The sequence below is a fragment of the Flaviaesturariibacter aridisoli genome, assembly GCF_004343705.1.
In the GTDB taxonomy this organism is placed as follows: domain Bacteria; phylum Bacteroidota; class Bacteroidia; order Chitinophagales; family Chitinophagaceae; genus Flavisolibacter; species Flavisolibacter aridisoli.
Genome location: NZ_SKFH01000002.1, coordinates 206,641 through 230,341, shown reverse-complemented (window position 1 = coordinate 230,341; position 23,701 = coordinate 206,641). Strand labels below are relative to the sequence as shown.

General features: G+C 59.1%; 25 protein-coding genes. 16 read left to right on the top strand and 9 right to left on the bottom strand.

What is annotated here, in order from left to right; all coding sequences use genetic code 11:
* Positions 1-67 precede the first annotated feature (67 nt).
* A complete protein-coding gene (locus tag E0486_RS02745; RefSeq protein WP_131850607.1) occupies positions 68-331 on the bottom strand; it encodes a GlsB/YeaQ/YmgE family stress response membrane protein in 264 nt (87 codons plus the stop codon).
* Between the two features lie 122 nt (positions 332-453).
* Here E0486_RS02745 and E0486_RS02740 point away from each other — a divergent pair, with 122 nt between their 5' ends.
* The 5 genes from E0486_RS02740 (at position 454) to E0486_RS02720 (ending at position 5,594) form a co-directional block, all read left to right on the top strand.
* Positions 454-1,056, top strand: coding sequence for an OmpH/Skp family outer membrane protein (locus tag E0486_RS02740; RefSeq protein WP_131850606.1), 603 nt, complete (start codon positions 454-456; stop codon positions 1,054-1,056).
* Positions 1,057-1,238: 182 nt separating this feature from the next.
* Complete coding sequence (locus E0486_RS02735; RefSeq protein WP_131850605.1) at positions 1,239-2,735, top strand: APC family permease; 1,497 nt, start codon at positions 1,239-1,241, stop codon at positions 2,733-2,735.
* A complete protein-coding gene (locus E0486_RS02730) occupies positions 2,735-3,730 on the top strand; it encodes a bifunctional heptose 7-phosphate kinase/heptose 1-phosphate adenyltransferase (protein ID WP_131850604.1) in 996 nt (331 codons plus the stop codon). The genes E0486_RS02735 and E0486_RS02730 overlap by 1 nt, the downstream gene beginning before the upstream one ends.
* A 107-nt stretch (positions 3,731-3,837) precedes the next feature.
* Positions 3,838-4,785 carry an isoaspartyl peptidase/L-asparaginase family protein gene (locus E0486_RS02725; protein WP_131850603.1) on the top strand — a complete coding sequence of 316 codons (948 nt, stop codon included), beginning with the start codon at positions 3,838-3,840 and terminating at the stop codon, positions 4,783-4,785.
* Between the two features lie 134 nt (positions 4,786-4,919).
* Positions 4,920-5,594 (top strand): 2-C-methyl-D-erythritol 4-phosphate cytidylyltransferase, encoded by a 675-nt coding sequence (locus E0486_RS02720; RefSeq protein WP_131850602.1) that lies wholly within the window; start codon positions 4,920-4,922, stop codon positions 5,592-5,594.
* A 184-nt stretch (positions 5,595-5,778) separates the two neighbouring features.
* On the opposite strand, the gene E0486_RS02715 is transcribed toward E0486_RS02720, so the two are convergent.
* Positions 5,779-6,357 (bottom strand): hypothetical protein, encoded by a 579-nt coding sequence (locus tag E0486_RS02715; RefSeq protein ID WP_131850601.1) that lies wholly within the window; start codon positions 6,355-6,357, stop codon positions 5,779-5,781.
* A 215-nt stretch (positions 6,358-6,572) separates the two neighbouring features.
* On the opposite strand from E0486_RS02715, the gene E0486_RS02710 reads away from it, so the two are divergent.
* The gene (locus E0486_RS02710; protein WP_131850600.1) at positions 6,573-7,277 is read left to right on the top strand and encodes a hypothetical protein; all 705 of its coding nucleotides are present in this window, start codon (positions 6,573-6,575) and stop codon (positions 7,275-7,277) included.
* Positions 7,278-7,292: 15 nt separating this feature from the next.
* Here E0486_RS02710 and E0486_RS02705 read toward each other — a convergent pair whose 3' ends face one another.
* A complete protein-coding gene (locus E0486_RS02705) occupies positions 7,293-7,673 on the bottom strand; it encodes a carboxypeptidase-like regulatory domain-containing protein (protein WP_131850599.1) in 381 nt (126 codons plus the stop codon).
* 111 nt (positions 7,674-7,784) lie between these two features.
* A complete protein-coding gene (locus E0486_RS02700; RefSeq protein ID WP_131850598.1) occupies positions 7,785-8,294 on the bottom strand; it encodes a hypothetical protein in 510 nt (169 codons plus the stop codon).
* On the opposite strand from E0486_RS02700, the gene E0486_RS02695 reads away from it, so the two are divergent.
* A complete protein-coding gene (locus E0486_RS02695; RefSeq protein ID WP_165917162.1) occupies positions 8,259-9,146 on the top strand; it encodes a carboxypeptidase-like regulatory domain-containing protein in 888 nt (295 codons plus the stop codon). The two genes, E0486_RS02700 and E0486_RS02695, sit on opposite strands and share 36 nt — an antisense overlap.
* Before the next feature lie 34 nt (positions 9,147-9,180).
* A complete protein-coding gene (locus tag E0486_RS02690; protein WP_131850596.1) occupies positions 9,181-10,101 on the top strand; it encodes a hypothetical protein in 921 nt (306 codons plus the stop codon).
* A gap of 220 nt (positions 10,102-10,321) precedes the next feature.
* Here the strand turns inward: E0486_RS02690 and E0486_RS02685 are convergent, their stop codons facing one another.
* Both E0486_RS02685 and porW read right to left on the bottom strand, forming a co-directional pair.
* Positions 10,322-12,823 carry a transglycosylase domain-containing protein gene (locus E0486_RS02685; protein ID WP_131850595.1) on the bottom strand — a complete coding sequence of 834 codons (2,502 nt, stop codon included), beginning with the start codon at positions 12,821-12,823 and terminating at the stop codon, positions 10,322-10,324.
* 155 nt (positions 12,824-12,978) lie between these two features.
* Complete coding sequence (porW, locus tag E0486_RS02680; protein WP_131850594.1) at positions 12,979-15,957, bottom strand: type IX secretion system periplasmic lipoprotein PorW/SprE; 2,979 nt, start codon at positions 15,955-15,957, stop codon at positions 12,979-12,981.
* A 192-nt stretch (positions 15,958-16,149) separates the two neighbouring features.
* On the opposite strand from porW, the gene E0486_RS02675 reads away from it, so the two are divergent.
* The 5 genes from E0486_RS02675 to E0486_RS02655 all read left to right on the top strand — a co-directional run bounded on the left by E0486_RS02675 (position 16,150) and on the right by E0486_RS02655 (position 18,419).
* Positions 16,150-16,542, top strand: coding sequence for a hypothetical protein (locus E0486_RS02675; RefSeq protein ID WP_131850593.1), 393 nt, complete (start codon positions 16,150-16,152; stop codon positions 16,540-16,542).
* 226 nt (positions 16,543-16,768) lie between these two features.
* On the top strand, positions 16,769-17,176 hold the full coding sequence (locus tag E0486_RS02670) for a bactofilin family protein (protein ID WP_131850592.1): 408 nt from the start codon (positions 16,769-16,771) through the stop codon (positions 17,174-17,176).
* Positions 17,151-17,375, top strand: coding sequence for an AtpZ/AtpI family protein (locus E0486_RS02665; protein WP_131850591.1), 225 nt, complete (start codon positions 17,151-17,153; stop codon positions 17,373-17,375). Before E0486_RS02670 ends, E0486_RS02665 begins: the two co-directional genes overlap by 26 nt.
* Positions 17,372-17,770 carry a hypothetical protein gene (locus tag E0486_RS02660; RefSeq protein ID WP_131850590.1) on the top strand — a complete coding sequence of 133 codons (399 nt, stop codon included), beginning with the start codon at positions 17,372-17,374 and terminating at the stop codon, positions 17,768-17,770. The genes E0486_RS02665 and E0486_RS02660 overlap by 4 nt, the downstream gene beginning before the upstream one ends.
* Before the next feature lies 1 nt (position 17,771).
* A complete protein-coding gene (locus E0486_RS02655; protein ID WP_131850589.1) occupies positions 17,772-18,419 on the top strand; it encodes a SprT-like domain-containing protein in 648 nt (215 codons plus the stop codon).
* 70 nt (positions 18,420-18,489) lie between these two features.
* Here E0486_RS02655 and E0486_RS02650 read toward each other — a convergent pair whose 3' ends face one another.
* Positions 18,490-18,990, bottom strand: a complete 501-nt coding sequence (locus E0486_RS02650; RefSeq protein ID WP_131850588.1) for a GNAT family N-acetyltransferase — start codon at positions 18,988-18,990, stop codon at positions 18,490-18,492.
* Between the two features lie 343 nt (positions 18,991-19,333).
* Positions 19,334-20,545: an ADP-forming succinate--CoA ligase subunit beta gene (gene sucC / locus E0486_RS02645; RefSeq protein ID WP_131850587.1), complete on the bottom strand. Its 1,212-nt coding sequence runs from the start codon at positions 20,543-20,545 to the stop codon at positions 19,334-19,336.
* Between the two features lie 253 nt (positions 20,546-20,798).
* Here sucC and E0486_RS02640 point away from each other — a divergent pair, with 253 nt between their 5' ends.
* A complete protein-coding gene (locus tag E0486_RS02640) occupies positions 20,799-21,323 on the top strand; it encodes an O-acetyl-ADP-ribose deacetylase (protein ID WP_131850586.1) in 525 nt (174 codons plus the stop codon).
* Positions 21,324-21,338: 15 nt separating this feature from the next.
* Here E0486_RS02640 and E0486_RS02635 read toward each other — a convergent pair whose 3' ends face one another.
* Positions 21,339-21,929, bottom strand: a complete 591-nt coding sequence (locus E0486_RS02635) for a hypothetical protein (RefSeq protein WP_131850585.1) — start codon at positions 21,927-21,929, stop codon at positions 21,339-21,341.
* Positions 21,930-22,023: 94 nt separating this feature from the next.
* Here E0486_RS02635 and E0486_RS02630 point away from each other — a divergent pair, with 94 nt between their 5' ends.
* Positions 22,024-22,281: a hypothetical protein gene (locus E0486_RS02630; protein ID WP_131850584.1), complete on the top strand. Its 258-nt coding sequence runs from the start codon at positions 22,024-22,026 to the stop codon at positions 22,279-22,281.
* A 468-nt stretch (positions 22,282-22,749) separates the two neighbouring features.
* Complete coding sequence (locus tag E0486_RS02625; protein WP_131850583.1) at positions 22,750-23,514, top strand: DUF6261 family protein; 765 nt, start codon at positions 22,750-22,752, stop codon at positions 23,512-23,514.
* The last annotated feature ends 187 nt before the right edge of the window (positions 23,515-23,701 follow it).

Sequence of the window (23,701 nt, the reverse complement as noted above, 5' to 3'; positions counted from 1 at the left end):
AACGCTGAATAACGAAGTAAGGCCGTCTCCAAAAGGGGACGGCCTTTTTGTTGTGCATGCTGTGGCATTAATACCGGCGTCGTCCGCCCGACAGGGCACCCCAGATGAGCAGCGCCACAACGGCACCGCCGGTGGCGATGAGCACACTGTAGAGGTTGAAACCGGAGACGCCGTTCCAGCCGAGGAACTTCGCTATATATCCACCGATGAGGGCGCCAACGACGCCGATGACCATGGTGATGATGCAACCCTGCGGGTCGCGGCCGGGGGTGAGGGCCTTGGCGATGGCGCCGGCCACCAGGCCCAGCAAGATCCAGGAAATGATGCCCATAATTACGCTTTTTACCCGCAGGCAAGCAAAGGCCGTACCCGCTGTTAATCGTTTGAAAAAGTTGATGGGCTTACCGGCCGTTCCGGCTTTTGCCCGTTAATTTGCACAAAATTTCCCCTCGCATGAAGAATGGCCTGCTTGCCCTGAACATTGTTTTGCTGGTTGCCGTCGGCGTCCTTTTTTACCTGCATTTTTCCGGCAGCCCAAAACCTATGGCCGCAGCCCCGGCCGTGAAGTCCAACGGCACGCACGACCCCGGCCATTGCCGCATCGCCTATTTCGAGATGGATTCCATTGAAGGCGCTTACGCCCTTGTGAAAGACGTAAAGACCGTGCTGGACCGTAAGGAAGGGGAGATCAACAGCGAGCTCGCCCGCATGGAGCGCGACTACCGCAGCAAGGCAGCCGAATACCAGGCCCAGGCGGTGAACATGAACCAGACCCAATCGGAAATGGCGCAGCGCGATATGATGCAGCGCCAGCAGACCCTGCAGGCCCGCGAAGCCCAGCTGCGCCAGGAATACCAGGTGCTCCAGGCCAACAAGCAGCAGGAAGTGCGCAAGAAGATCGAGGAGTACCTCAAGGGCTACAATGCCAACGGCACCTACACCTACATCATGTCGTATGAGCCCGGCCTGTTCTTCTTCAAAGATTCCGCCTACAACATCACCGGCGACCTCATCAAAGGACTGAACGCCGATTACAAGCCGGCCGCGAAGAAATAATTTACAAATACACCATACCTGCACCTCTGCTAATGAGTAGGGCAGATTCGAAATGATATGTGAACGGCGCATCCTAGTGCGCCGTTTATTATTTAGCGGGGTTCTCGGTATTCGCAGACCAACAGAGTAACCGACTAGCAGATTCCCCACGGGGTTTTGTATCTTGACGCCAAATCACTACCATGGCCGAATTGCTTGTTGAGAAACCAGCCGCTGCTAGCACCGACAAAGGATTCAAACGTTCCCTGGGCCTCCTCGACGGCACGATGATCGTGGCCGGGTCGATGATCGGCTCGGGCATCTTTATCGTGAGCGCCGATATGCTCAAGGACCTCGGCTCCACCGGCTGGCTGATCGCCGCCTGGCTCATTACCGGCTTTATGACCCTCACTGCGGCCCTTAGCTACGGCGAGCTCAGCGCCATGTTCCCGAAGGCCGGCGGCCAGTATGTGTATCTACGGGAAGCCTATAATCCCTTTATCGGCTTCCTCTACGGCTGGAGTTTTTTCTCCGTTATACAAACCGGCACCATTGCCGCGGTAGGGGTGGCCTTTGGTAAGTTTCTCGGCTACCTGGTGCCTGCCCTCGGCGACGGCAACGTGCTCCTCGGCTCGGCGGAGGCCGGCTTTAAAATAACCGCGGCGCAGCTCGTGGGCATCGTGCTGATCGTCTTCCTTACCTACATCAACACCAAGGGCGTGAAAGGAGGGAAGCTGATCCAGACCACCTTCACGTCGGCCAAGCTGCTGGCACTCTTTGGCCTGATCGTCTTCGGTTTCCTCGCTGCGAAATCCGACATCTGGAATATGAACTGGACGGACGCCTGGACCATTAAGCGTCACGCGAGCCGCATCGACGGCGGTGCTTCCACCGACTGGACCGCTCTCACCGGCGTCGCCGCGCTCGGGGCGGTTGCGGCCGCGATGGTAGGTTCCATCTTTTCATCGGATGCCTGGAACAACGTAACCTTTATCGCCGGGGAAATGAAAAACCCGCAGCGCAACATCGGACTCAGCCTCTTCCTCGGTACGCTCATCGTAACGCTCATCTACGTATCGGCCAACCTCATGTACGTATCCGTGTTGCCCATCGGCATTCACGGCGAACCCGCACAGGGCGCAGCCAACCTGGCCTTCGCGCAGGACAATCGCGTTGCCCTCTCAGTGTCGAACGCCGTTTTTGGCGACATCGGTACCATCATTCTCGCCGTTCTCATCATGGTGTCGACCTTTGGGTGCAACAACGGACTCATTCTCGCCGGAGCACGCGTGTATTACACAATGGCAAAGGACGGCCTGTTCTTCCGCCAGACGGGCGAGCTCAACCGGCACGCCGTACCCGAATACGCCCTCTGGATCCAGTGCGCGATGGCCTGCCTCCTCTGTCTCAGCGGCCGCTACGGCGAGCTGCTCGACATGGTCTCGTTCGTGGTGGTGCTCTTTTATGTGCTGACGATCATCGGCATCTTTATCCTGCGCCGCAAGCGGCCCGATGCCGAGCGTCCCTATAAAGCATTCGGCTACCCCGTGCTCCCGCTGCTGTACATCCTGATGGGCACTGCGTTCTGCCTCCTGCTGCTGATGTTCCAGAAGCCCTATCCTTATTACGGACTTGGGATCGTGCTGATCGGCATCCCGATTTATTTCGTTGCTTTGTCGCGCAAAAAACGAATTGCCTGATGCCCAATTTTGCTGAACTCTTTAGCCGCTTTCCGTCCCTCAAAGTGGGCGTCATCGGCGACGTGATGCTGGATACGTATATGTGGGGCCACGTGGAGCGGATCTCGCCGGAGGCGCCCGTGCCCGTGGTGTCGCTCGACAAGAAAGAGTTCCGCATCGGCGGTGCCGGCAACGTAGCTTACAACCTGCAGGCGCTAGGCGCCAACGCCTTTGTGCTTTCCGTAACCGGCGATGACGAGGACGCCCTGCGCCTCGTACAGCTGTTCAGCGGGCTTGGCGTCAACTCGGCCTACAGCATCCGCAGCCGCGACCGTATTACGACCAACAAGACCCGCATCATCAGCCGCAACCAACAGATGATGCGCCTCGACACCGAGATCACGCGCGAGCTGGTAGCGGCCGATGAAGACAGCCTCCTGCAGTCTTTCGACCGCTTCCTCAGCGAGGTGCGGCCCGATATCGTAATCCTGGAAGATTACAACAAGGGCGTACTCACCGAGCGCGTAATCCGCCACGTGATCGACGGCTGCCGCGCTGCCGGCGTGCTTACTGCCGTGGACCCGAAGCGCAAGAACTTCTTCACCTACCGCGGCGTCGACATTTTTAAGCCGAACCTCGGCGAAGTGCGTGAAGCACTCAACCTGCTGACCGTGGATACCTCGCGGCCGCAATTGCAAAATATTCACCACGAGCTCTACCGCCACCTGCAGCATGCCATCTCCTTCGTAACGCTGTCAGAAAAAGGCGTCTTCTACCAGCAGGGCAACAACAACGACCTCATCCCTTCGCATTTCCGGAACATCGCCGACGTATCGGGCGCGGGCGACACCGTTATTGCCGTGGCGGCCCTCGTTTATGCCGCTACCCGCGACGTGCGGCTCATGGCCGAGATCGCCAACATCGCCGGCGGGCTCGTGTGCGAGATCGTGGGCACGGCCGCGATCAACGTCAAGCAATTGTTGGCGGAAACCGAGCACCTGTTAGGAAAAGAATAGCCGGCGGGTCGCAGGTTATTAAAAATGGACGGCGAGGCGGCGTGACCGTTTCTGGTAGGAATGTTGCCGCTCAAGGCTTTGACTTTTGAATTTTTACTTTTGACTTCATGAACAACCCCTTCACGATTGCCATCCACGGCGGCGCCGGTACGATCCTGCGCTCGGACATGACCCCGGAGCTGGAACAGGAATACGTTGCCGCGCTCGATTCGGCCCTGGCCGCCGGCTACCTGCTGCTGGCCGGGGGGGGCAGTGCCACCGATGCGGTGGTAGCGGCCACGGTGGTGCTCGAAGACCACATACTCTTCAATGCCGGCCGCGGATCCGTATTCACCAAGGATGGCCGCCACGAGATGGATGCCGCCCTGATGGACGGCCGCACGCTCGGCGCCGGTGCCGTGACGGGCATCCGCAACCTGCGCAACCCGATCGTGCTGGCGCAGCGGGTGATGCGCGATACGCAGCACGTGTTCCTGAGCGGCGACGGAGCGCTCGAGTTTGCCCGGGAGCAGGGCCTTCCCTTTGAGGCCGATCACTATTTCTTTTCGCAAACCCGCTACGACCAATGGCTCAGCGTGCGGCATACCGACCGCGTGCTGATCGACCACACCAACGAATACAAGGACGAATACCCCGACAAGAAGTTCGGCACCGTCGGCGCGGTCGCCTGCGACGCGCAGGGCAACGTGGCGGCCGCTACTTCCACCGGCGGTATGACCAACAAGCAATGGGGCCGCATCGGCGATAGCCCCATTATCGGCGCCGGCACCTATGCTCGCAACGCCACCTGCGCTATCTCCTGTACCGGTCACGGCGAGCTGTTCATCAAGGCCGTGGCGGCCTACGACGTGAGCTGCCTGATGGAATACAAAGGCCTCTCGCTGCAGGAAGCGATGGACGTCGTCGTCAACGACAAGCTCGTGCGCATCGGTGGAGAGGGCGGGATGATCGGCGTGGACGCCCGCGGCAACCATGCCCTGCTGTTCAATTCCGATGGTATGTACCGCGGCGTGCGCAACAGCGAAGGGCTGAAGCAGATCGGCATCTACAAATAATCAATTGATTAAAGTTTGTAGTTTATCGTTCTCAAAGGCGCTGCAGGGCAGCGCCTTTGCCATGGTAATCGCGCCCCACGCAACCACAAACTATAAACTACAAACTACAAACTCTCTTTACCTTCGCTCCCTCTATGAAGAAGTACGCGATCATCGTGGCCGGTGGCACCGGCACCCGCATGGGCTCCTCCACACCGAAGCAGTTCCTGCTGCTCGGCGACAAGCCGGTGTTGTATTACACCATTAAAACATTCCTGGAAGCCTACGACGACCTGGAGATCGTGCTGGTGTTGCCCGAAGATCATACCGACATGGGCCGCGAGATCATCGACGCTTACTTCGACTACCGCCGCATACGGGTGACCGCCGGCGGTGAAACCCGCTTCCATTCCGTGCGCAACGGCCTGCAGCTGATCGACGGCGATGGCATCGTGTTCGTACACGACGGCGTGCGCTGCCTCCTGTCGAAAGACCTGATCCATCGTTGCCATGATAAAGCGCTGGAAAACGGAAGCGCCATCCCGGTGGTGCCCTGCCGCGACAGCGTGCGCCTGCTGAGCAGCGAAGACAACGAAGCCATCGAGCGCAGCCGCGTGGTGCTGGTGCAAACACCCCAGACCTTTCACAGCCGCATCCTCCGCCCCGCCTTCGACATCGACTACAAGGAACGCTTTACCGACGAAGCCACCGTGGTGGAATCTTTCGGCCTCAAAATCCAGCTGGTGGAAGGTGAAGAGGACAACCTCAAGATCACCCGACCCGTAGATCTACTGGTAGCGGCGGAGATCCTGCGGCAACGGCAGGCGTGAATCGTCAGGCGTGAGGCGTGAGGCGTCGGGCGTGAATCGTCAATCGCAATGCGCAACAGAAAAAAACGGATGCTGAAGCATCCGTTTTTTTATGATGGCAGGTTAGCGCCGATCCTTTCAGGAAGTTTCGGTTATGGGAATTTCACGATTCACGCTTGACGCTTGACGCCTGACGATTCACGACTCAGGAGCCCGTCACGATCGGCACATTGGGTGATACATTCAGCGCTGCGCGGTGCAGCGTGAGCGTTTCTCCCGCCTGGTCGATGGACAGCTCCACCCAACCCATATAGCGGTTGGTGCCTTGCTGCACCTGCACGGCCAGGTAGCGGTGCTGTGCCGTCTTCCAGAGCCCGTCCCACCAGCCGTCCGACGTTCCGATCACCTTTTCGGCCAGCATCGTTTGTGTGACCTCGTACCATTCGAAGCCGGCCTGTTGCAGCGGGATAGTTGCGGACGCAGCGTAGGGTGTCGTTTCATCCTGGTCGTTCACCAGGAGGTTGCGCTGGATGCCCGACTGTACGCAGAACTGGTGCTTGTCTACCTGCAGGAGCGGGTCGCCCACGAGCTGGAGCTTGAAAAGCAGGTCGGCAGCGCCATCGGCGTTGAGGTCCACGGTTCGGGTCTGCTGGTAGCGTACCTGCGCATCATTCAGGTCGATGATGCGCATAGCGGGTAACGTTACTTCGCCAGGCGCCGCAGCGCGGTCTTTGGTGCAGGATGCGAGCACAAAGAGGAGGAAGGGGAGAAGGGCCTTTTTCATAATCAGCATTTCCTCTCTGACAAGCGCAACGCCCGTTCCGTTGCAGCCCCTTTCGCCAAAGCGGGCCAGTTGGAGAAATACGGGGATGAATCGTCGCAGGTTTCCGACGAAGTTCCTCCCGGCAACCGCTGCGAACGATCACTGCCGCTGCCTACCGAGTTTTTCACCCCCGGCCTTTTCACCTCATCCCGTATTTTGCCCCAAATTGCTGACGCATGAGAAAGTTCGGTATTCCTGCACTGACCCTGTTGTTGATCGCCGGGGTACAGTTTGCCTGCAAAAAGAGCAACTCCGGCAACCTCGACGGCACCTACCAGTCCAACGGGGCCATGAGCGTAGGCCCGCTCAGGATGTACGTGGCGGGCAGTGTGATCACCGACACAAGCGTCACCGGGCCTTATGGACGCCGCTATACTGCGGGCAACCTCGATCCCAGCATGGGCTTTCTGCCCGGGGCCGGCACTGCCACGATGCCCTTTACCTACAAAGTGACCATCAATAACCTGGAGGGTACGATCTTCTTCGAGGGGCAGGCCCCCGTAACCGTCGACATCCGGCACACCCCCGAGCGGTTGTTGCTGGCGGCCCGCGACAGCAGCGCCTATTCTTACAACAGCCCCGACGACCGCTGCGGGCAGCTCCTGCGCCGTGTGACGCTCGATCATTCCGACTCGGCCTGCTACGCGATGCCGGTATCCAGCTTCTCCAATTCCTACTGCAAGTACCGCGATGTGTTCCCCCTCGAAGTGGCAGGCCCCGCGCTCCACGTGCCCACGATGATGCTTGCGATCAATAGCAACGGCTGCGGCCGCAGACTGATCAATGCCTGGGGCCGTTTTGACCCCGCGGTGGCGGTAACGTTGCAGGCCGGCGATACGATCCTGGTGCAGGAGCGTACGCTGCCGCTGTACGAGCAATAAAGGGGATGGAAAGGATCAGCGGGCGGCGCCGAGGCGGACCACCTTAGCCTGTGTGCCGGGCGTGAGCACGCATTCGAGCGCTTCGCCGGGAGCGGCCTCGATGCGCTGCTCGAAACGGGCAAAGCCATCGGCATAGACGAATAACGAAAAAGGATTCCGGAACTGCACCTCGGGCACGTGGAGGGCGAAACAGCCGGCCGCGTTGGCCTCGGTATGGTAGGGCGTGCCACCTGCTTCTACGCGGGCGAATGCCACCGGGTCGCCGTCGGAGTTGCACACGCGGCCGGAAAGGAGCACCTCGCGCGTAGCTGCCGGGAGCAGGTCTTGCAGCAACTGCCGGAGCCGTTCGCGCCAGTGTTCGTTGTGCCGGTGAAGTAAAAATGTGCTGCGTTTCATGCGGGGGTGTTTCTCTGTAATCAAGACGAAAAAAAGAGCGAAAGCGCTGCTTTGGAGTGTCAGTATTTACCTTAATTTTAAAGAAGCCAACAAAACCTGTCGCAGAAGGATCTAACCTCTGCTGAATACCCCTTTGCATCCCGCCCGAAGATGGTTGGCTTTGTTCTGAATGCCGGCGCGGATGCTCCAAACGATTTTTTTATAGGAAGCAATCTGTGTGCGTTTCAAAAGAAGAAGCACACCGAACGCAGGAATAATTGCTCCGCGCGCCGGAATGACCGGATGGAACAGCAGAATGACCGGACGGTGAACCGGAATGACCGGACGGTGGACAGGAATGAGCACACGGTGCAGCGGAAGGAGCAGACGGACTGCAGGAATGGCAATGCCGTGCACCAGAATGAACAAATGGACTGCAGGAATGGCAGCCCGGTGCATCGGAACGAATGATCCCATCGCCGGAGGCGAATGCAACCGGTTGAAAATGAGCCGTATCGACACCAACACCCTTGAAAACACCACGCCAACCTGTGCCCGCACCAACTGACTGTGTCTCTCATTTATTAAACAATAAAAGCAATGTTTATGAACAAAGATGAATTGGCCCAGGTCAAAACGCACGGCGTCACTTATGAGTTCCTGAAAGCAACTGAAGCTACCATCCGGACTGTGGCCAGGCTGTTGGAGGCAACGGGTGAGTACCGGTTGATGCAACAGCAGCTGGCGGAGGTACGCGACGAACTGGCTGGCAGCGGGGGCGGCGATTCCCTCACGAAGGCCGGCAACCGGAAGACGGTACATACCTTTCACCTGCAGGTGGCGTCGGCGGTGGCCGCATGGGCAAATGGAAAGAAGGATCCGGTACTGGAGCAGCAAATGCACGTGACCGAGTCGAAGCTAAAAGCGATCCGTGAAGCCGACCTGGCGCCAGCGAGCCGCGCCGTGCTGGAAGCGGCCCGCACGCGCCTGGCCAACCTGGCCGATTACGGCATCAGCAGCGACCTGCTGGATGCGTTCGACACAGCCATCAAGACCTTTGAAAAAGCCATCCCGGCGCCGCGCAAAACACAGGCGCAGCGTCGCCAGCTGGAGGCGAAGGCCGAAGCCCGGCTCGAGGCGCTCAACGACTTCGCCCGTAAGCAACTTGACAAGCTGATGGTGCCCTTCAAAACAAGCCACCCCGACTTCTACGCCGGCTACCAGCGCAGCCGCACGATCGTGGATGCGGCCACCCGCGGCACGGCCCTTCGCGTGCAGGTGCGCGACGCCCGCACCGACGCCCCCATCGCCGGCGCAAAGCTGATACTCGGTAGCCTGGAAGTAGAAACGGATGCGCAAGGCCGCTTTACGCTCAAGGATATTGAACCCGGTACGCATACAGTGAAAATCGGGAAGCAGGGATATGGAGAAAGGATGGTGGAAGGGGTGGAGGTGAAGGTGGGGAAGGTGCGAAGCCTGAAGATAACCCTGTAAACAAACGATCAATGAATTACTAAAAACTACAAATATGGAAAATGTAACAACTCCACCGCCAACGGTAAGCTCCGCTCCGCCACCTGCAGACAACCCAACGCAATACCAGACTCTACAGTCGCTAGGGACAGTAGCGGGGGCTGCGGCTGTTCTGACAATGATCTACGGAATTGTAACGAACCTATATGCAAATGCAGTGGGTAAAGATCTGCCTTCGATCTGGTGTCATCTCATAGTTTTATCCTTGGCTGCACTAGTAGTAATTGCGTTTAATGCTAAGCGTGAGATGGGTACTACGATGCCGCAGCATGTTCTGGTTCTTGTTATTAATACAGCCGTCCTGTATACTTCTGTGGCCGGAGCCACAGGAATTGCAGCGAACCTTTCCAGTAAAAACAAATCAGGAGTCGTTCAGACTTCGCGGCCAAAAAGCGCTTCGTTTTTTTCTGTGCTTTGCCCAGAACGACCCTTGTACGGTGTTTCTGCAGCGGAACATAATGAGGTAGTAGAAGATTTGGAAGGTGCCCGGACTGTAACAGATGCAGTGACTCAGTACCAAGCTTTAAGCAAGGATACCGCACTCGCAGTGTTCTTGAAAGTGAACGCAGAAGGGGCGCCTTCAGCTCAACAATCTTCAGTATCCGGCTTGGTATTGCCTACAAGCGGTGACTCTACTGAAAGTCAAACAGGTACATGGGTGTATTGCGGACAGATTATTAATGGCTCTTGGACAACCAAGAACTTCTTTTTTACTAACACACCCACACCTGGAATGGAATTAAAAGCAATCAGCGATGTTTTCGAACGAGATGCGTTGCCAAGGAAGATCACTGAGGTTCTTTGGAAGTTAGGCGAAATCGAAGGAACGGTGCCGAAGGGAACTAGGGTCAAGGTGCTACAGGTCCAAAAAATCGAGGACGACAATTATTGGCTACAAATAGTTAAGACTGATTAATGAAAAAGCCTCCGTATAGGAGGCTTTTTTAACCCTAATTAATCTCTGTTACAGGGGAAGTGACAGCAAGTAGAAAAGTGTTGAAATGAAAGTAGGAGAGATACAACACGCTAACCTAGAGGCTGTTACTTTTTCAATCTCCTCGTTCAAAAAAAGTGTACAGGATACCACCGCTTCGCCCCCCCCAAACGTTTGCGCCTCCCATCGGGAGGCGCAAAGGCTAATATTCATTTTCCGGCTTGTCTTTATCCTTGTTCTTCTTCCCGCCGAAGATCCTGCGGAAGATCCCTTTCTTTTCTTCCTGCGGCGGGGCGGCCTCGCCGATCTTGGGGGCAACGGTCTTGCCGGAGTCGCGCTTCGGTCGGTCGGCGGGCGGCGCATCGTCGACGGGCTTCTGCGATTCCGGCGGGATGTATTCGCTGCTCGTATCGAGCTGGTAATCCTGCGCGGAGCCGGCGCCCATGTCCTGGCCCTCGGCGTTTTCCAGCGAGTCGGGAATGATGCTTTCCACGTCGCCCTGGTAGGCCGAGTTGTCCATGTCGGCGGGCTTGTCGAAGGTGCGCGACTTTTCAATGCCCAGGGAAGCGTCGTTGTATACTTTCTGGAAGAAGTTCTGCCAGATGGGACGCGCGGCGGTACCGCCGAAGCCCTGCGCGCTTTCGATGCGGATAAAGCGGTCGTCGCAGCCCACCCATACACCGGCCACCAGCTGGGGCGTGTAGCCCATGAACCAGGCGTCGGCGTTGTCGTTGGTGGTACCGGTCTTGCCGCCCATCTCGGCTGCGCCGAGGGCCTGCATGAGGCCGGCGGCAGTGCCTTTGGTTACCGGTCCTTCCATCAGGCGGGTCATGTTGTAGGCCGTCACTTCGCTGATCGATTCCTTGCGGTCGGCGGTCATGTCGATGCGCTTGATCACGTTTCCGTTGCGGTCTTCGATGCGGGTGATGAGCTTCGGCTTCGTGCTGTAGCCGTGCCCGGGAAATACGGTATAGCCCCACATCATTTCGTAGAGCGACAGGTCGCAGGAGCCGAGGGCGATGGAGGGGAAGGGCTCCACTTTCGTGGGGATGTGGATCTTCTCCGAAAGGAAGGAGGCGAACTGCTCGGGGCCCACCTGCTTCATGATGTAAGCGGTGGCGCAGTTCTTCGACCAGGCGAGGGCCGAGGCCATCGACATCGTGCGGCCGCTGCAGCTCTTGGAAGTGGCGGGCACCTTCTGGTCTTTGCCGAAGCTTTGCTGCACGTCTTCCACCGGTGTTTCGGGGGTGAAGCCGCGCTCTTCCATCGCCTGGGCGTACAGGAAGGGCTTGATGGAAGAACCTACCTGCCGCTTCGTTTCGATGTTGGCGTGGTCGTACTTCCAGGTCTTGAAGGAAATGCCGCCCACCCAGGCTTTTACCTCACCCGTGATGGGGTCCATCACCATGAATGCGGTCTGCATCATCTGGCGGTGGTACTTGATGGAGTCGATGGGCGTCATCACGGTGTCCTTCTCGCGCTTCATGTTCCAGGCGAATACTTTCATCGGCACCGCCTGCTTGAAGGCGGCGCGGATCTGGTCTTCCGTGAGGCCTTCGTCCTTCAGGTTGCGCCAGCGCTCGGAGGCTTTCATGGCGGCGTCAAGTACGTTGTCGTGGCCCTTCCACACCGAGCCGTTGCGGATATTGCTCTGGCTGTTGAGGGTGCGCTGGAGCATCGGCATCTGGCTCGATACGGCCTCTTCGGCATACTGCTGCATCTTGGTGTTGATGGTCGTGTACACCTTCAGTCCATCATCGTAAATATCGTAGGGGTCGCCTTCGGCGTTCTTCAGGTCTTTGAGGGCGTCTTTCAGTTCGTCTTTGAGCACTTCGCGGAAGTAAGGGGCGTAGCCGGTGTTTTCATCGAGCTTCTGGTAGTGCAGCGTGATGGGGGTTGATTTGAGCGCAGCGGCCTCGGCGGGCTTCATGTAGCCGGCTTTTTCCATCTGGCTCAGCACGACGTTCTTCCGGTTGAAGGCGGCCACCATGTGGGTGCGCGGGTTGTAGATGGAGTTGCCTTTGAGCATGCCCACCAGCACGGCGGCTTCGTTGGGGTCGAGCCGGTCGGGCTCTTTCGAAAAGAAGGTACGCGCGGCGTTGCGGATGCCGTATACGTTGTCGCCGTAGGGAACGGCATTGAGGTAAAGGGCAAGGATCTCCTCCTTGGTGAAGTTGCGCTCGAGGCGCACGGCGATGATGTATTCCTTCAGCTTCTCGATGACGCGGAGGGCGACGTTCTTGTTGCCCTGCCCGAGCAGTTGCTTGGCCAGCTGCTGGGTGACGGTGGAACCGCCACCGCTGGAGCCCATGGTCGCCACGGCACTGCCGGTGCGTTTCCAGTCGATGCCCGAGTGGCTGTAGAAGCGCACGTCTTCAGTGGCCACCAGCGCGTGGATCACGTGGGGGGAGATATCGCTGTAGTTGACGTTGCTGCGGTTGCCGCGCTCGCGGTAGTATTTGCCCATGAGCGTGCCGTCGGCGGCGTATACTTCGGATGATTGCAGCAGGCTCGGGTTTTCCAGTTGCTTCAGCGAAGGCATCCTGCCGAAAACGCCCATGAGCGCCAGCACGATGATGAGGAAGAACAGTCCGAGCCCGCCCAGGAAAACGCTCCAGAAGATGCGCACGCTGCGGCGGGTACGGGGCTTCTTCGGTTTGCCTGTCTGCGGAAATCCGGCGTGAGGTTCGATCGGCTTTTTCATTGTAGGTGCTTATGGATGAGCAAAGAACGTGCCTTTGTCTGAGTGCGTAAAGCTAGGGAAAATGACAACGCCTTCGCGAAGCGAAGGCGTTGTCATTGCTGGTCGCTGGCGCCAGCAAACACAAACTAGAAACTACAAACTACCAACTTCGTTTCCTACAGTTTCACCGGCAGCTTCGAATCGATGAACGGTATATAAGCATCCAGCGTCTTCGCATTCTGGACCGCGTTGAGGTTGCCCGGCGAAAGGATGGTAAAGCTGTAGCTGCTGGCCTTCAGCCAGGGCAGTATCTGCGAGGGCGCAATGGGCTTCAACGCCTGCACGTAATCGATGGCGCCCTTGGCGTTGACGAAGGGCCCTACCAGGAGGAGCTTCACGTCGTTGTTCAGCGGCTCCACGCGCGTATCGGCCGTGATGCCGGCCGAGGCGTTGTAGCGGTTGATGGCGTTGCGCGCTTCGTTGCCGAACACCACGTCTACCTTGGTCAGCACCACCACGGCATAGTGGCTCGAGTCGGCGCTGAAGCGGTAGGGACCGGCGGAGGCAACGGGAGCGGCCTGCGGCCGCGTTACGACCGTATCAACACGCGGACGCGGCACCTGCGGCGCCGCTTGTGGTGTTTTCACGGCAGTAGTCATCGTGTCGCGGGTAACCGGAACCACGGCAACGGGCACCTGCGGCTTCGGCACTACCGGCGCTGCGCTCACCACCGCCGACGTATCGTCGCTGTTCCGCTTGACGTCGCTGTTGCGCAGCTCTTCTTCGATCTGCGCGCGGCGGTTCAGCACGTTTATGAGTGTCTGCGCCTTGGCGGCGAGCACCGTATTGGGATTCTGCGTGATCAGGGTTTGCAGCGTGCGCACGGCGTTGCTGTCCTGCTGCTGCTTCACTTGCGCCACGGCCTGGATGTAGAGCAACTGCGGGTTCCAGGTATTGGTGCGGTAGGTGCTGTCGGCGGCGCGCTTGGCGCCTTCGGCTTCCGCAAAGCGTCCGGAGAGGTACAGGTCGTACACCTCTTCGTAAGCTTTTGTTGCTGCCTTTTGCGTCGTTGCCGTCGAGGCCGGGTCGGCACCGGTAGTGGCGATGGCGGTGTAGCGGCCGGCCGGGAAGCTTCCCTGGAGGAGGCGCTTCATCTCTTCGGCTTTTGCCGTATTGCCGGCATGGCGGTAGGCGAAGTAAAGCCCGAAGAGCACCTGCTCGAGCGAATCGGGGCGCGGGTAGCGCTTGCGCAGGTCTTCGAGCGTTACGATGGCGGAATTGTAATCCTCCATATCGGCGGCATAGAGTTGCGCCAGTCCGCGGAGCGCGTATTGAATGCTGTCGTGCGAAGCGCGGAGGGCTTCGGGCGTGAGCGGCACGGGTGCCATCAGCGCTTCAAAGGAAAGCGGGTCGTCGTTGCGGGCGGGGCCGCCGCCTTTGGCCACGTTGCGCGTGGTTTCGGGCAGGTTGTTGCGCAGCTGCGTCGCTACGTCGGTCTGCCGGCGCCAGTTGTCCACGTTCGGACGGTCGCCCCAGAGCTGCTTGAAGGCAGCGACGCCGGAACGTTTTGCATTGTCGTTGTAGAAATACCACTCGCCGCGGTTGTTGCCGTTGTTGGCGGCGCCGAAGGGATCGGCGGCGGGCGTTTCGCGCGAGGCCTGGTAGTCGGCTTCTTCTTTGAGACCTTTGGCGCGGCGCAGCTGGCGGGAGATCTTTTTCACGAACTCCTTGCGCTCGTCGTCGGTCATGGCGGCGATGCGCTGCAGGCTGTCCTGCCGCTCCACCGTGCCGGTGAAGAAGATCAGGCGCGTCAGCAGGGGCTTGCGCGACAGCACCCGCAGCGAGTCGTCGGCGGCGAGGCTGGCCAACTTTACCGAATCGTAGAAGCGCGCGGAGGAGCCGTATTGCTTGCGGTCGAAGGAGCGGTCGGCGAGGGCGAGGTAGGCGTCGTTGCTGACGGCGCCGTTGTCGGAGGCGTACTTGCCGGCGCGGGCCAGGTATTCCTGGGCGGCGCCGAGGTTGCCACGCTCCAGTTCCATCTGTGCCAGCATCGAGTAGATCACGTCGCGGTAGTCTTCGTAGCGGTCGCGGCGGGCCATCTTGAGCAGGGTGGCGATGTTGCGGTCGATATAGTTGTCGCTGCCTTCCTTGTTGAGGCGGATCAGGTTGAGACGGGCGTAGACGTCCATCACCGGATCGTCGGTGTGGTCGATCGATTTGCTGTACCAGGTGCGGGCGTCGTCGGCGTGGCCGGTACGCTCAAAGAGCTGGGCGGCGAGGAATTCCCAGCGGGCCTTTTCCTGGCGGGTGCCGGCGGCGCCGAGGGCGAGCACGAGGTGGCGGGCCGAGGAGTCCCATTGTTCCTGGCGGTAGTACCAGTAGGACTGCACTTCCTCGAGGTCGTCGCGGAGGCGGGCGGGGTAGGAGGAGTCGTTGCGGAGGGTGTTGATGAGCGAGCCGGCTTCCACGTAGGCGTTCTGCTCGATGAGCGTGCGCACCTGCCACAGGAGCGCGTCGTTGCGCGAGGGCGGCTCACTGACCACGCGGCGGGGAAAGCTTTGCTTTTTTTCCTTTGTGGCGATCCGGAGGGCGTTGTTGCCGTCCATTCGCGAGCCGATGTAGCGGTAGTAACCGTCTTTTTCCTTCGGGGCAAACGACCAGTTGATGAACTGGAACATCGTGTAGGCGGAGTCGAACTGCTTCTGGAAATAATAGGCGGAGCCCCAGAGGAAGTAGAGGTTGTCGATCCAGTCGTTGCGCAGGTCGTGGAGCACGATGCCGGTCTTGGCCTTGATGATCACCGAGTCGAGGCTCTGGGCCTGTGCGGCGGTCTGGTCGAGGCTGAAGTTGTAAAAGGGGAGGAGGCGGGTGTAGTTGTCGCGGTGCTGTCCCTTGGCGGCGGCCAGCACTTCATCGATCTTGTTGTTGGCGTTGAAGTAGTAGTTGTAGTGCGTCACCATATTCTGCACCAGGCGCTTCGGCGTCTTGATGGGTTTTTCGGTGGGCGTTTTTTCGGCCTTTACGGTGCGGTTGTCATAGGGTTCGGGCTTTTTGATCTCGAGGCTATAGCCGGGCTGGGCGTGGGCGGACAGCGCAAAAAGGCTGCCGGCCACCCCCATGAGTATTGTAAGGAGCAGGCGTGGTTGGCGGTTCATGAACGAAACTACTAGTACAGTATTAACTGATTTCCGGCCAAAATAGTATAAAAGCCCCGATAAAAGGGGGAGAAAACACCAAAACGAGGTACTTTCCCGGCTGATTCCAGATCTGTGATTTCAGATTTCAGATTTTTGCTGCTTCCGGCTCTCTGAATCCCAGATCTGAAATCCGAAATCTGAAATAACCTGATGCCCAAACTCGACCCCGGTTCCACCCTGAAGCGCCTGCAGAACCGCTACCGCCTGGTAGTGATGAACGAGGACACCTACGAGGAGGTGGTCACCTTCCGCCTGTCGCGGCGCAGCGTCTACGTGCTCCTGAGCTCGGTGTTCGTGCTGCTGGTAGGCCTCACCGTGGCCCTCATCGTGTTCACCCCGCTGAAATACTACATACCCGGTTATGGCTCCTCGGTGGCCGGCCAGGGATACCGCCAGCTCAAATACAAGACCGATTCGCTCGAGAAGCAGGTGCGCTACCAGGGGCAGTATATCGAAAGCCTGCGCCGCGTAGTAGCCGGCGAGCCGCTGCAACTAGATACCAACATCGTGAATGAGCCGCTGCCGGAGGTGACGACCGAGTAGGCCAACGGAAAGGACAGGCCTGCGGCCGTAAATTGGTTAAGTAGTTTATTGGTTAATTAGTAAAGAAGCCTAAAGCGAACCCTGCTTTCCGGTCGGAGAGTGGCTGTTTACCGAAGAGTTCATTAACTTTCGCCGAAGGAAATTGGCTATGGGCAGGAACCTACTACGCCTTAAACGTCCCGTCCAATTAACCAGTCAACCAGTTAACTAATCAACTCCAATCCCTATGTTCAACCGCGACAAATCATCCGCTGAAGGTACTCCGACCAACAAGGCTACGCTTATTTCCACCGGCACCGAGGTGCGGGGCGACATTCATTCCGATCACGACCTCCGCATCGACGGGCGGGTAGACGGCAACGTGAGCAGCAGCGCCCGCATCGTGGTGGGGCCGCAGGGCGCCGTTAATGGCAACATCGAAAGCCAGCAGGCCGACATCACCGGCCGCGTGAGCGGCGACATCCGGGTGCAGGACCTGCTCCAGCTCCGCGGGCAGTGTACCGTCGAAGGCAACATTGCGGCCGGTAAATTGCAAGTGGAGCCTACGGCAACCTTCAACGGCCAGTGCCAGATGGGCGGCGCCGTTACGGTGCTTCAATTGAAAACCCATGAACGAACAACGGCCGAAGCCTAGGAGCAATTCTTCCGAACTGATGCGGTACGCCGGACTCGGCGCGCAGATCTTCGTCACCATCGGCATCGCGGTGTTTGCCGGCCTGAAGGCCGACAAGTGGCTGCATATACCCCTACCTTTGCTCGTCTGGCTGCTGCCCCTCGTGGCGGTGAGCCTGCTGATCTACAAACTGGTCAAAGAAACCTCCAAGCCGAAATGAACCGCCGCCGCAAGCCTATCTACCCCATCATCCTCCTGTTCGTTGTACTCAATGCCTTTTTCATCGCCGGCCGTTCCCTGCTCGAGCGCAAGGGCTTCAGCCAGGACGTGCTGCTCCTGGGCAACGTATTCCTGTTCTTCCTCACCATCGGGTCGTTCCTGATGGCGCAGAAGGGCCTGGCCAACAAGAACCCCCACGCCTTCGTGCGGAGCATTTACGGCTCCATCATGATGAAGCTGTTCCTGAGCCTTATCGTGGCCTTTATCTACATCGCCACGCAGCGCAAGGGCCTCAACAAGCCGGCCTTCTTTACGCTGATGGGCCTGTACCTCGTATACACGGCCATCGAAGTGACGACCCTCACCCGGATGCTCCGCGACCGTTCCGCCTCCTGATATGAGCAAGCAAGAAGCACCGCTGTCGGCCCTCGCCCGCTTCCTGCCGCCCGGAACCTACGAGCCGGTGTCGGCTTACCTCAACCAGCATACGGTGCACCTCACCGTGGCGCGCACCCGCAAGAGCGTGCTCGGCGACTACCGTCACCGCCACCGCGGCGAGGCCCACCGCATTTCGGTCAACGGCGACCTGAACACCTACGCCTTTCTCATCACGCTGCTGCACGAGCTGGCCCACCTGCTCACCTTCGAGGAGTTCGGCAACCGCGTGCCGCCGCACGGCGCCGAGTGGAAGCGCTCCTTCGGGCAGCTGCTGGCACAGTTCATCCAGCACAACGTCTTTCCCGAAGACATCCGCAGCGCCCTGGAGCGGACGCTCCACAACCCCGCCGCCTCTTCCTGCGCCGACGAGGTGCTGCTGCGAACCCTCCGCCGCTACGATGCGCGCCCCGCCGACCTGGTGCTCATCGAAAGCCTGCCGCCCGGCACACTCTTCGAGACCCCCGACGGACGTGTATTCCAAAAAGGAGAGAAGGTTCGGAAGCGCCACCGCGGCACGGAAGTGAGCACGGGGCGGGTGTATTTGTTTAGTCCTGTGTATGAGGTGAGGGCCCATCCCCCAACCCCTTCCCGAAAGGAAGGGGAGTAGACCAACCAACATACAAAGACCCGATGCCAAAGGCATCGGGTCTTTGCTTCCCCTTCCCTTCGGGAAGGGGTCAGGGGATGGGCTTTGCCATCCAAAGCCCGCAGCCATGGTGGCCGCTGTTGCCAAGCGGAGCATCCAGGTAGCGGAAGCCGAAGCGCTCGTAGGTGCTGAGGGCTTTTTTCAGCTCGGGCATCGATTCGAGGTATACCTGCGTGTAGCCCTGTTCTTTAGCGAAGTCCAGCGCGGCCCGGATGAGGCGTCCGCCGAACCCCAGCCCACGGGCTTCGGGCAGCAGGTACATCTTCACGAGCTCGGCGGTGCCTTCGGGCAAGCCTTCGGTGGGGTAGATGCCGCCACCGCCCAGCAGGCGGTCGTCCGTTTCGGCCACGAAATAGCCCGAGCGCGGGGCGCGGAACAGTTCGTAGAGGTGGTCGGTGCTTTCATCGAAATACACCGTGCCCGGGCGGGCGGCGCCGAACTCCTCGAGGGTGCTGCGGATAATGCGGGCGAGGGCGGCATTGTCGCCGGGTGCAATGGGCCGGAGGTGGCAGGAAGGGGCAGAAAGGTTCATTAGAAGAGTTTGCTAAGTATTTACTACTATATTTTTTTAGCTGGATCCTACTAGCCGGCCCAAATCACCCGCCGGAGGTTTTGTTTTCATTGAAGGGGAACAAATATATTTGAACGTATCCGTTCCCTTTAACAACCGATCCGCCTGTTTTTATCCTTATCCTCTTGAAAACGAAGGCCCCTGTTTCCGACAAACAAAAAAAGCCTTAAGAATCCCGCGCGTGAGCGCGGGATTTCTATTTCAGATTTCAGATCTCGGATTCCGGATAGGGCTGGCGCAGAAAAAAGGACCCTTGCGGGTCCCCAATAAATCTGAAATCTGAAATCCGAGATCTGAAATCGTCCTAGGCTACCGCCTTTGCCACAAGTTCCGCGGCTTCGCTGAGCTGGATGGCCGACTGTACCTGGAGGCCGCTTTCGTCGATGAGTTTCTTGGCTTCTTCGGCGTTGGTGCCCTGCAGGCGCACGATGATCGGGATGTGGATGTTGCCCATGTTCTTGTAGGCGTCGATCACGCCCTGTGCGACGCGGTCGCAGCGCACGATGCCGCCGAAGATGTTGATGAGGATGGCCTTCACCTTGGGGTCTTTCATGATGATGCGGAAGCCGGCTTCCACGGTCTGCGCGTTGGCGGTGCCGCCCACGTCGAGGAAGTTGGCGGGCTCGCCGCCGGAGAGCTTGATCATGTCCATGGTGGCCATGGCCAGCCCGGCGCCGTTTACCATGCAGCCCACGTTGCCATCGAGCTTCACGAAGTTGAGGTTGAATTTGCCGGCTTCCACTTCCGTCGGGTCTTCTTCCGAAGTGTCGCGGAGGGAGGCCAGGTCGGGGTGGCGCATAAGGGCGTTGTCGTCGAGGGAGAGTTTGCAGTCCACGGCCACGATCTTGTCGTCGGCGGCTTTGAACAGCGGGTTGATCTCCATCATGGCGGCATCGAGGCCCACGTAGGCGTTATAGAGGTTGGTCACGAACTTGACCATGTTCTTGAAGGCGTCGCCTTTGAGGCCGAGGTTGAAGGCGATCTTGCGGGCCTGGAAGCCCTGGAGCGCGCCGCCGGGGTGCACCCACTCCTTGAAGATCTTCTCGGGCGTGTGGTGGGCCACCTCTTCGATGTCCATACCGCCTTCGGTGGAGTACATGATCACGTTCTTGCCGGTGCCGCGGTCGAGCAGGATGGAGAGGTAAAACTCCTTGCGCTCGGAGGCGCCGTCGTAGTACATATCCTGGGCCACATAGATCTTGTTGACCACCTTGCCGGCCTCGCCGGTCTGGATGGTGACGAGCGTGCCGTTGAGGATCTTGGAGGAGAATTCGGTGATGTCTTCGAGCGACTTGGCCACCTTCACCCCGTTGATGCCGGTCTCCTTGATCTTGCCTTTGCCGCGGCCGCCGGCGTGGATCTGGGCTTTCACCACGGCAAACGGAGAGCCGTAGGTGGTCTTGATCTGGCGGTACGCTTCTTCGGCTTCGTGTACGGTGCTGCAGGCAAAGCCTTCCTGCACCGGCACGTTGTATTTCTTGAGGAGCTCTTTGGCCTGGTACTCGTGCAAATTCATGTGTCTGGGAATTTTGTGCGGCAAAAATAATGGAAAAGGGTTTAGGAGGTTCAGGAGGTTTAGGGGGCAGTAGAGACGCACCATGTGCGTCTCTATGGCTGGCGCCGGCGGAGACGCACATAGTGCGTCTGTACAGGGAGGATGGCCGGCGGTCATCATTGCGTGCGCAGCAAACGGGTAGAGACGCACCATGTGCGTCTCGAAAAGGAGCACCATGTGCGTAATTTAGCAGAAGAACCACAACACAGCATCCATGAACCTCCAGATCATCCGCGGCGACATCACCAAACAACCCGTCGACGCCATCGTGAACGCCGCCAATTCGTCGCTGCTCGGCGGGGGTGGGGTAGACGGCGCCATCCACCGCGCCGGCGGACCGAAGATCCTCGAGGAGTGCCGTGCCCTCGTAGCCCGGCAGGGCGGCTGCGCCACCGGTGAAGCCGTGATCACCGGCGCGGGCAACCTGCCGGCGAAGTATGTGATCCATACCGTGGGCCCGGTGTGGAACGGCGGCGGCAAGGGCGAGGCCGAAAAACTGGCCAGCTGTTACCGGGCCAGCCTCAAGCTGGCCGAAGAAAACGGTTGCCGGTCGATCGCCTTCCCCAATATCAGCACCGGCGTTTACGGTTACCCGAAGCCGGAAGCGGCCCGCATCGCGGTGCGCACGGTGCTGGATTTCCTGAAGGAGAAGGGAAGCAGGATGCAGGTGCTGTTCGTTTGTTTCGACGAGGAAAATTATCGCCTCATCGAAGCGGAACGCGCTAATGCCCTTTCCTGAACCGTACCGGGAAAATTAGTTTTGCCGCTGCCCGTTATAGTGGCTTTCGGCAGGCAGGTACCGGCTCTTTAATTGATCGGTGATGAACCGCGCCTCTGCCTCGTCGAGGCCGATGCCGAACTTCACCGTTTGCAATCCATAGTCGAAGCGGATCGTGCCACCCGTTTGATTGGCGGAAAGGTCGTTGCGGCGGGCGCCGAAGAGTCCGCCGAAACCATCGTTGTCGTCCTGCACCCGCAGGTGCTTCACCTCGTTGAGATCGTATACCTTGGGTTGGAACAGGAGGGCGCCTTCCTTGTCGATGGTCAGTTGCCCTTGCCCCACCGTAATGATCTCTTTTCCTCTTAGATTCCAAAGGAATGTGCGCAAGGCGAAGTAGCCGCCGACGGTCCAGGCGCCGAGCCAGAACAGGATAAACAGGCTCGCCGGGTTGCCACCAAGGATTCCCGTTACGGCACCGAGGGCAAACAGCTCGCCCATGAGCCAGCCGCCGAGCCAGCAGCCGATGAAAATGAGGTGAAACCAGTTTCGCTTCGCAGGAATGGTGATCTGCAGGTCGGTGAAGTTGTCTTGAAGGATCGCGCGGCCGCCGTACGGTTTTTCCATGGTTGTTGATTCAGGCTGGGCTAAATTACAGCGAAGGCCTTTTAAAAATCATTTTATTGCATCCCCCCGCAACTATTCACCAATCCTGGACCGCATGACTCTTTCCGAATTCGCGCAACGTGACGGCGGCAGCCAACTGGCAATCATCCACGAACGCGGGGTGCCGGTCGGCCACCGCGACCAGGGCCCCTACGAGGTGCGCCTCTACCAGGTCGACGCCTTCTACGCGGAGATCTTTTTTCGGAAACACGACCGCAGCATCTGGAAGGTCGGCGGCTTCGATCACCCGGTGCTGCTGCAGCCCTACCTCGACCAGATCGACATCCGTTCCCTGTGGCCGCCGGGGGAATAGGGTATAACGGGATGCGTTGACGCGCGTGGCCACCTCCTTCCCCGGTTCCGGTCAACAGCCACCGGCTTCCGCTGAAACGTACCTGGGTCCGGGAAAACCCTGCTGCAACTCCGCGCGGCCTTTCCTGCTTCAAGGAGACCTTCCCGCAGCGCTGCGCGCCGCCACTTGCCTCCAGGTAATCGTCCGCAGCCGCTGCGCGCCTTTCCACCGGTGTTGGGTAAGCGCCCGCAGCTGCTGCGTGGTCTTCCTTGCCTCCAGGTAACCTTCGGCAGCCGCTGCGGGCCCGTACCTCAGGCCCTTTGAACAGGGCGCAGCGGCTGCGCACCCGAGACCGGGGTTACGGCAAAGCCGTACAACCGGTTCAGGTTCAATAAGAAGGAGGGTTTTGCACATGGCCAGCCTTTTCGTGTGCATATTCCCGTGAGGCGCAACCGCCGGGCGAACGTACCTTATAGAAAATTCTTCTATATGAATGCTTTTCGAAAATCTCGGACGGGCACCTGGCCCAACGCCACTTTTCTTGGTTTTTTTGAAGGCGCTAATGTACTGGTAGAAAAATGCATGAACGGCCTTACCAACACGCCCGACGCCTTTGCGGAACCCTATGCCGCCTTCAGGGAAAGGCTGGTACGACTCGGCGGCTATTTCAAGCTCGGTGCTTCCTCGCTTAGTGGCCAGTTGCAACGCGTGGACGCCCACCGCGACGGGCAGTACAACGGACTCCGCGCCGGCCTGCGGATGTATACCTACCACGAAGACGCCGAGGTGGCCGCCGCCGCCACGCTCGTGGAGGCCAACATGGACCTCTACGGCACCGACCTGACGCGACAGTCCTACATGAACGAGACCGTAGCCATCTCCAACCTGCTCAAAGACTGGCGCGACAAGCCCGAGCTCGCCGGCGCCCTCCGCGCCCTGCCGGCACTGGAATCGTTCCGGGCGCGCCTGGAGCGCGACAACAGCGAGTTTCATGAACTCTACCTGAAACGCGTAGCCGAAAACGCCTCCGCGCCGGAGGGGAATACCGGCGACGCGCAGGCCGAAGTAATCAAGGCCTACGAGCTGGTTCTCCGCAAGATCGCGGGCTTTATGGAAGTATCCGCCGACCCCTCGCCCTGGATGAAGCTGCAGAAAGAGCTCGATACCCTCTGGGAACAATACGCCAACGCCGAAGCGATCCGGATGGGGAAAGCCGCGGCAGCGGCCGAACGAAATACAGTGCCCGGTAGTTGAGTAGTTAATGGAGTAACCGGGTGACGGGTTGATGAAAAAGCCGGAAGCGCATGCTTCCGGCTTTTGGCTTACGATAGCTGCCCGCGTTTCCCTGGCATGCCGGGGGCATGCGCGTTTCCTGACCCGGGATGAAATCCCGGGGCACGATGTGACGCGGGGGCAGGGCTCTTCTTTAATGAAAGTTAAA

What these genes read in the sequence shown, in the direction of transcription:
- E0486_RS02710 (WP_131850600.1), top strand. Translation starts at nt 6,573, where the DNA reads ATGAGAAAGTTCGGTATTCCTGCACTGACCCTGTTGTTGATCGCCGGG.
- E0486_RS02690 (WP_131850596.1), top strand. Translation starts at nt 9,181, where the DNA reads ATGGAAAATGTAACAACTCCACCGCCAACGGTAAGCTCCGCTCCGCCA.
- E0486_RS02670 (WP_131850592.1), top strand. Translation starts at nt 16,769, where the DNA reads ATGTTCAACCGCGACAAATCATCCGCTGAAGGTACTCCGACCAACAAG.
- E0486_RS02725 (WP_131850603.1), top strand. Translation starts at nt 3,838, where the DNA reads ATGAACAACCCCTTCACGATTGCCATCCACGGCGGCGCCGGTACGATC.
- E0486_RS02720 (WP_131850602.1), top strand. Translation starts at nt 4,920, where the DNA reads ATGAAGAAGTACGCGATCATCGTGGCCGGTGGCACCGGCACCCGCATG.
- E0486_RS02715 (WP_131850601.1), bottom strand. Translation starts at nt 6,357, where the DNA reads ATGAAAAAGGCCCTTCTCCCCTTCCTCCTCTTTGTGCTCGCATCCTGC.
- E0486_RS02660 (WP_131850590.1), top strand. Translation starts at nt 17,372, where the DNA reads ATGAACCGCCGCCGCAAGCCTATCTACCCCATCATCCTCCTGTTCGTT.
- E0486_RS02705 (WP_131850599.1), bottom strand. Translation starts at nt 7,673, where the DNA reads ATGAAACGCAGCACATTTTTACTTCACCGGCACAACGAACACTGGCGC.
- E0486_RS02735 (WP_131850605.1), top strand. Translation starts at nt 1,239, where the DNA reads ATGGCCGAATTGCTTGTTGAGAAACCAGCCGCTGCTAGCACCGACAAA.
- E0486_RS02695 (WP_165917162.1), top strand. Translation starts at nt 8,259, where the DNA reads ATGAACAAAGATGAATTGGCCCAGGTCAAAACGCACGGCGTCACTTAT.
- E0486_RS02740 (WP_131850606.1), top strand. Translation starts at nt 454, where the DNA reads ATGAAGAATGGCCTGCTTGCCCTGAACATTGTTTTGCTGGTTGCCGTC.
- E0486_RS02675 (WP_131850593.1), top strand. Translation starts at nt 16,150, where the DNA reads ATGCCCAAACTCGACCCCGGTTCCACCCTGAAGCGCCTGCAGAACCGC.
- E0486_RS02655 (WP_131850589.1), top strand. Translation starts at nt 17,772, where the DNA reads ATGAGCAAGCAAGAAGCACCGCTGTCGGCCCTCGCCCGCTTCCTGCCG.
- E0486_RS02625 (WP_131850583.1), top strand. Translation starts at nt 22,750, where the DNA reads ATGAATGCTTTTCGAAAATCTCGGACGGGCACCTGGCCCAACGCCACT.
- E0486_RS02640 (WP_131850586.1), top strand. Translation starts at nt 20,799, where the DNA reads ATGAACCTCCAGATCATCCGCGGCGACATCACCAAACAACCCGTCGAC.
- E0486_RS02730 (WP_131850604.1), top strand. Translation starts at nt 2,735, where the DNA reads ATGCCCAATTTTGCTGAACTCTTTAGCCGCTTTCCGTCCCTCAAAGTG.
- E0486_RS02685 (WP_131850595.1), bottom strand. Translation starts at nt 12,823, where the DNA reads ATGAAAAAGCCGATCGAACCTCACGCCGGATTTCCGCAGACAGGCAAA.
- porW (WP_131850594.1), bottom strand. Translation starts at nt 15,957, where the DNA reads ATGAACCGCCAACCACGCCTGCTCCTTACAATACTCATGGGGGTGGCC.
- sucC (WP_131850587.1), bottom strand. Translation starts at nt 20,545, where the DNA reads ATGAATTTGCACGAGTACCAGGCCAAAGAGCTCCTCAAGAAATACAAC.
- E0486_RS02745 (WP_131850607.1), bottom strand. Translation starts at nt 331, where the DNA reads ATGGGCATCATTTCCTGGATCTTGCTGGGCCTGGTGGCCGGCGCCATC.
- E0486_RS02635 (WP_131850585.1), bottom strand. Translation starts at nt 21,929, where the DNA reads ATGGAAAAACCGTACGGCGGCCGCGCGATCCTTCAAGACAACTTCACC.
- E0486_RS02650 (WP_131850588.1), bottom strand. Translation starts at nt 18,990, where the DNA reads ATGAACCTTTCTGCCCCTTCCTGCCACCTCCGGCCCATTGCACCCGGC.
- E0486_RS02665 (WP_131850591.1), top strand. Translation starts at nt 17,151, where the DNA reads ATGAACGAACAACGGCCGAAGCCTAGGAGCAATTCTTCCGAACTGATG.
- E0486_RS02630 (WP_131850584.1), top strand. Translation starts at nt 22,024, where the DNA reads ATGACTCTTTCCGAATTCGCGCAACGTGACGGCGGCAGCCAACTGGCA.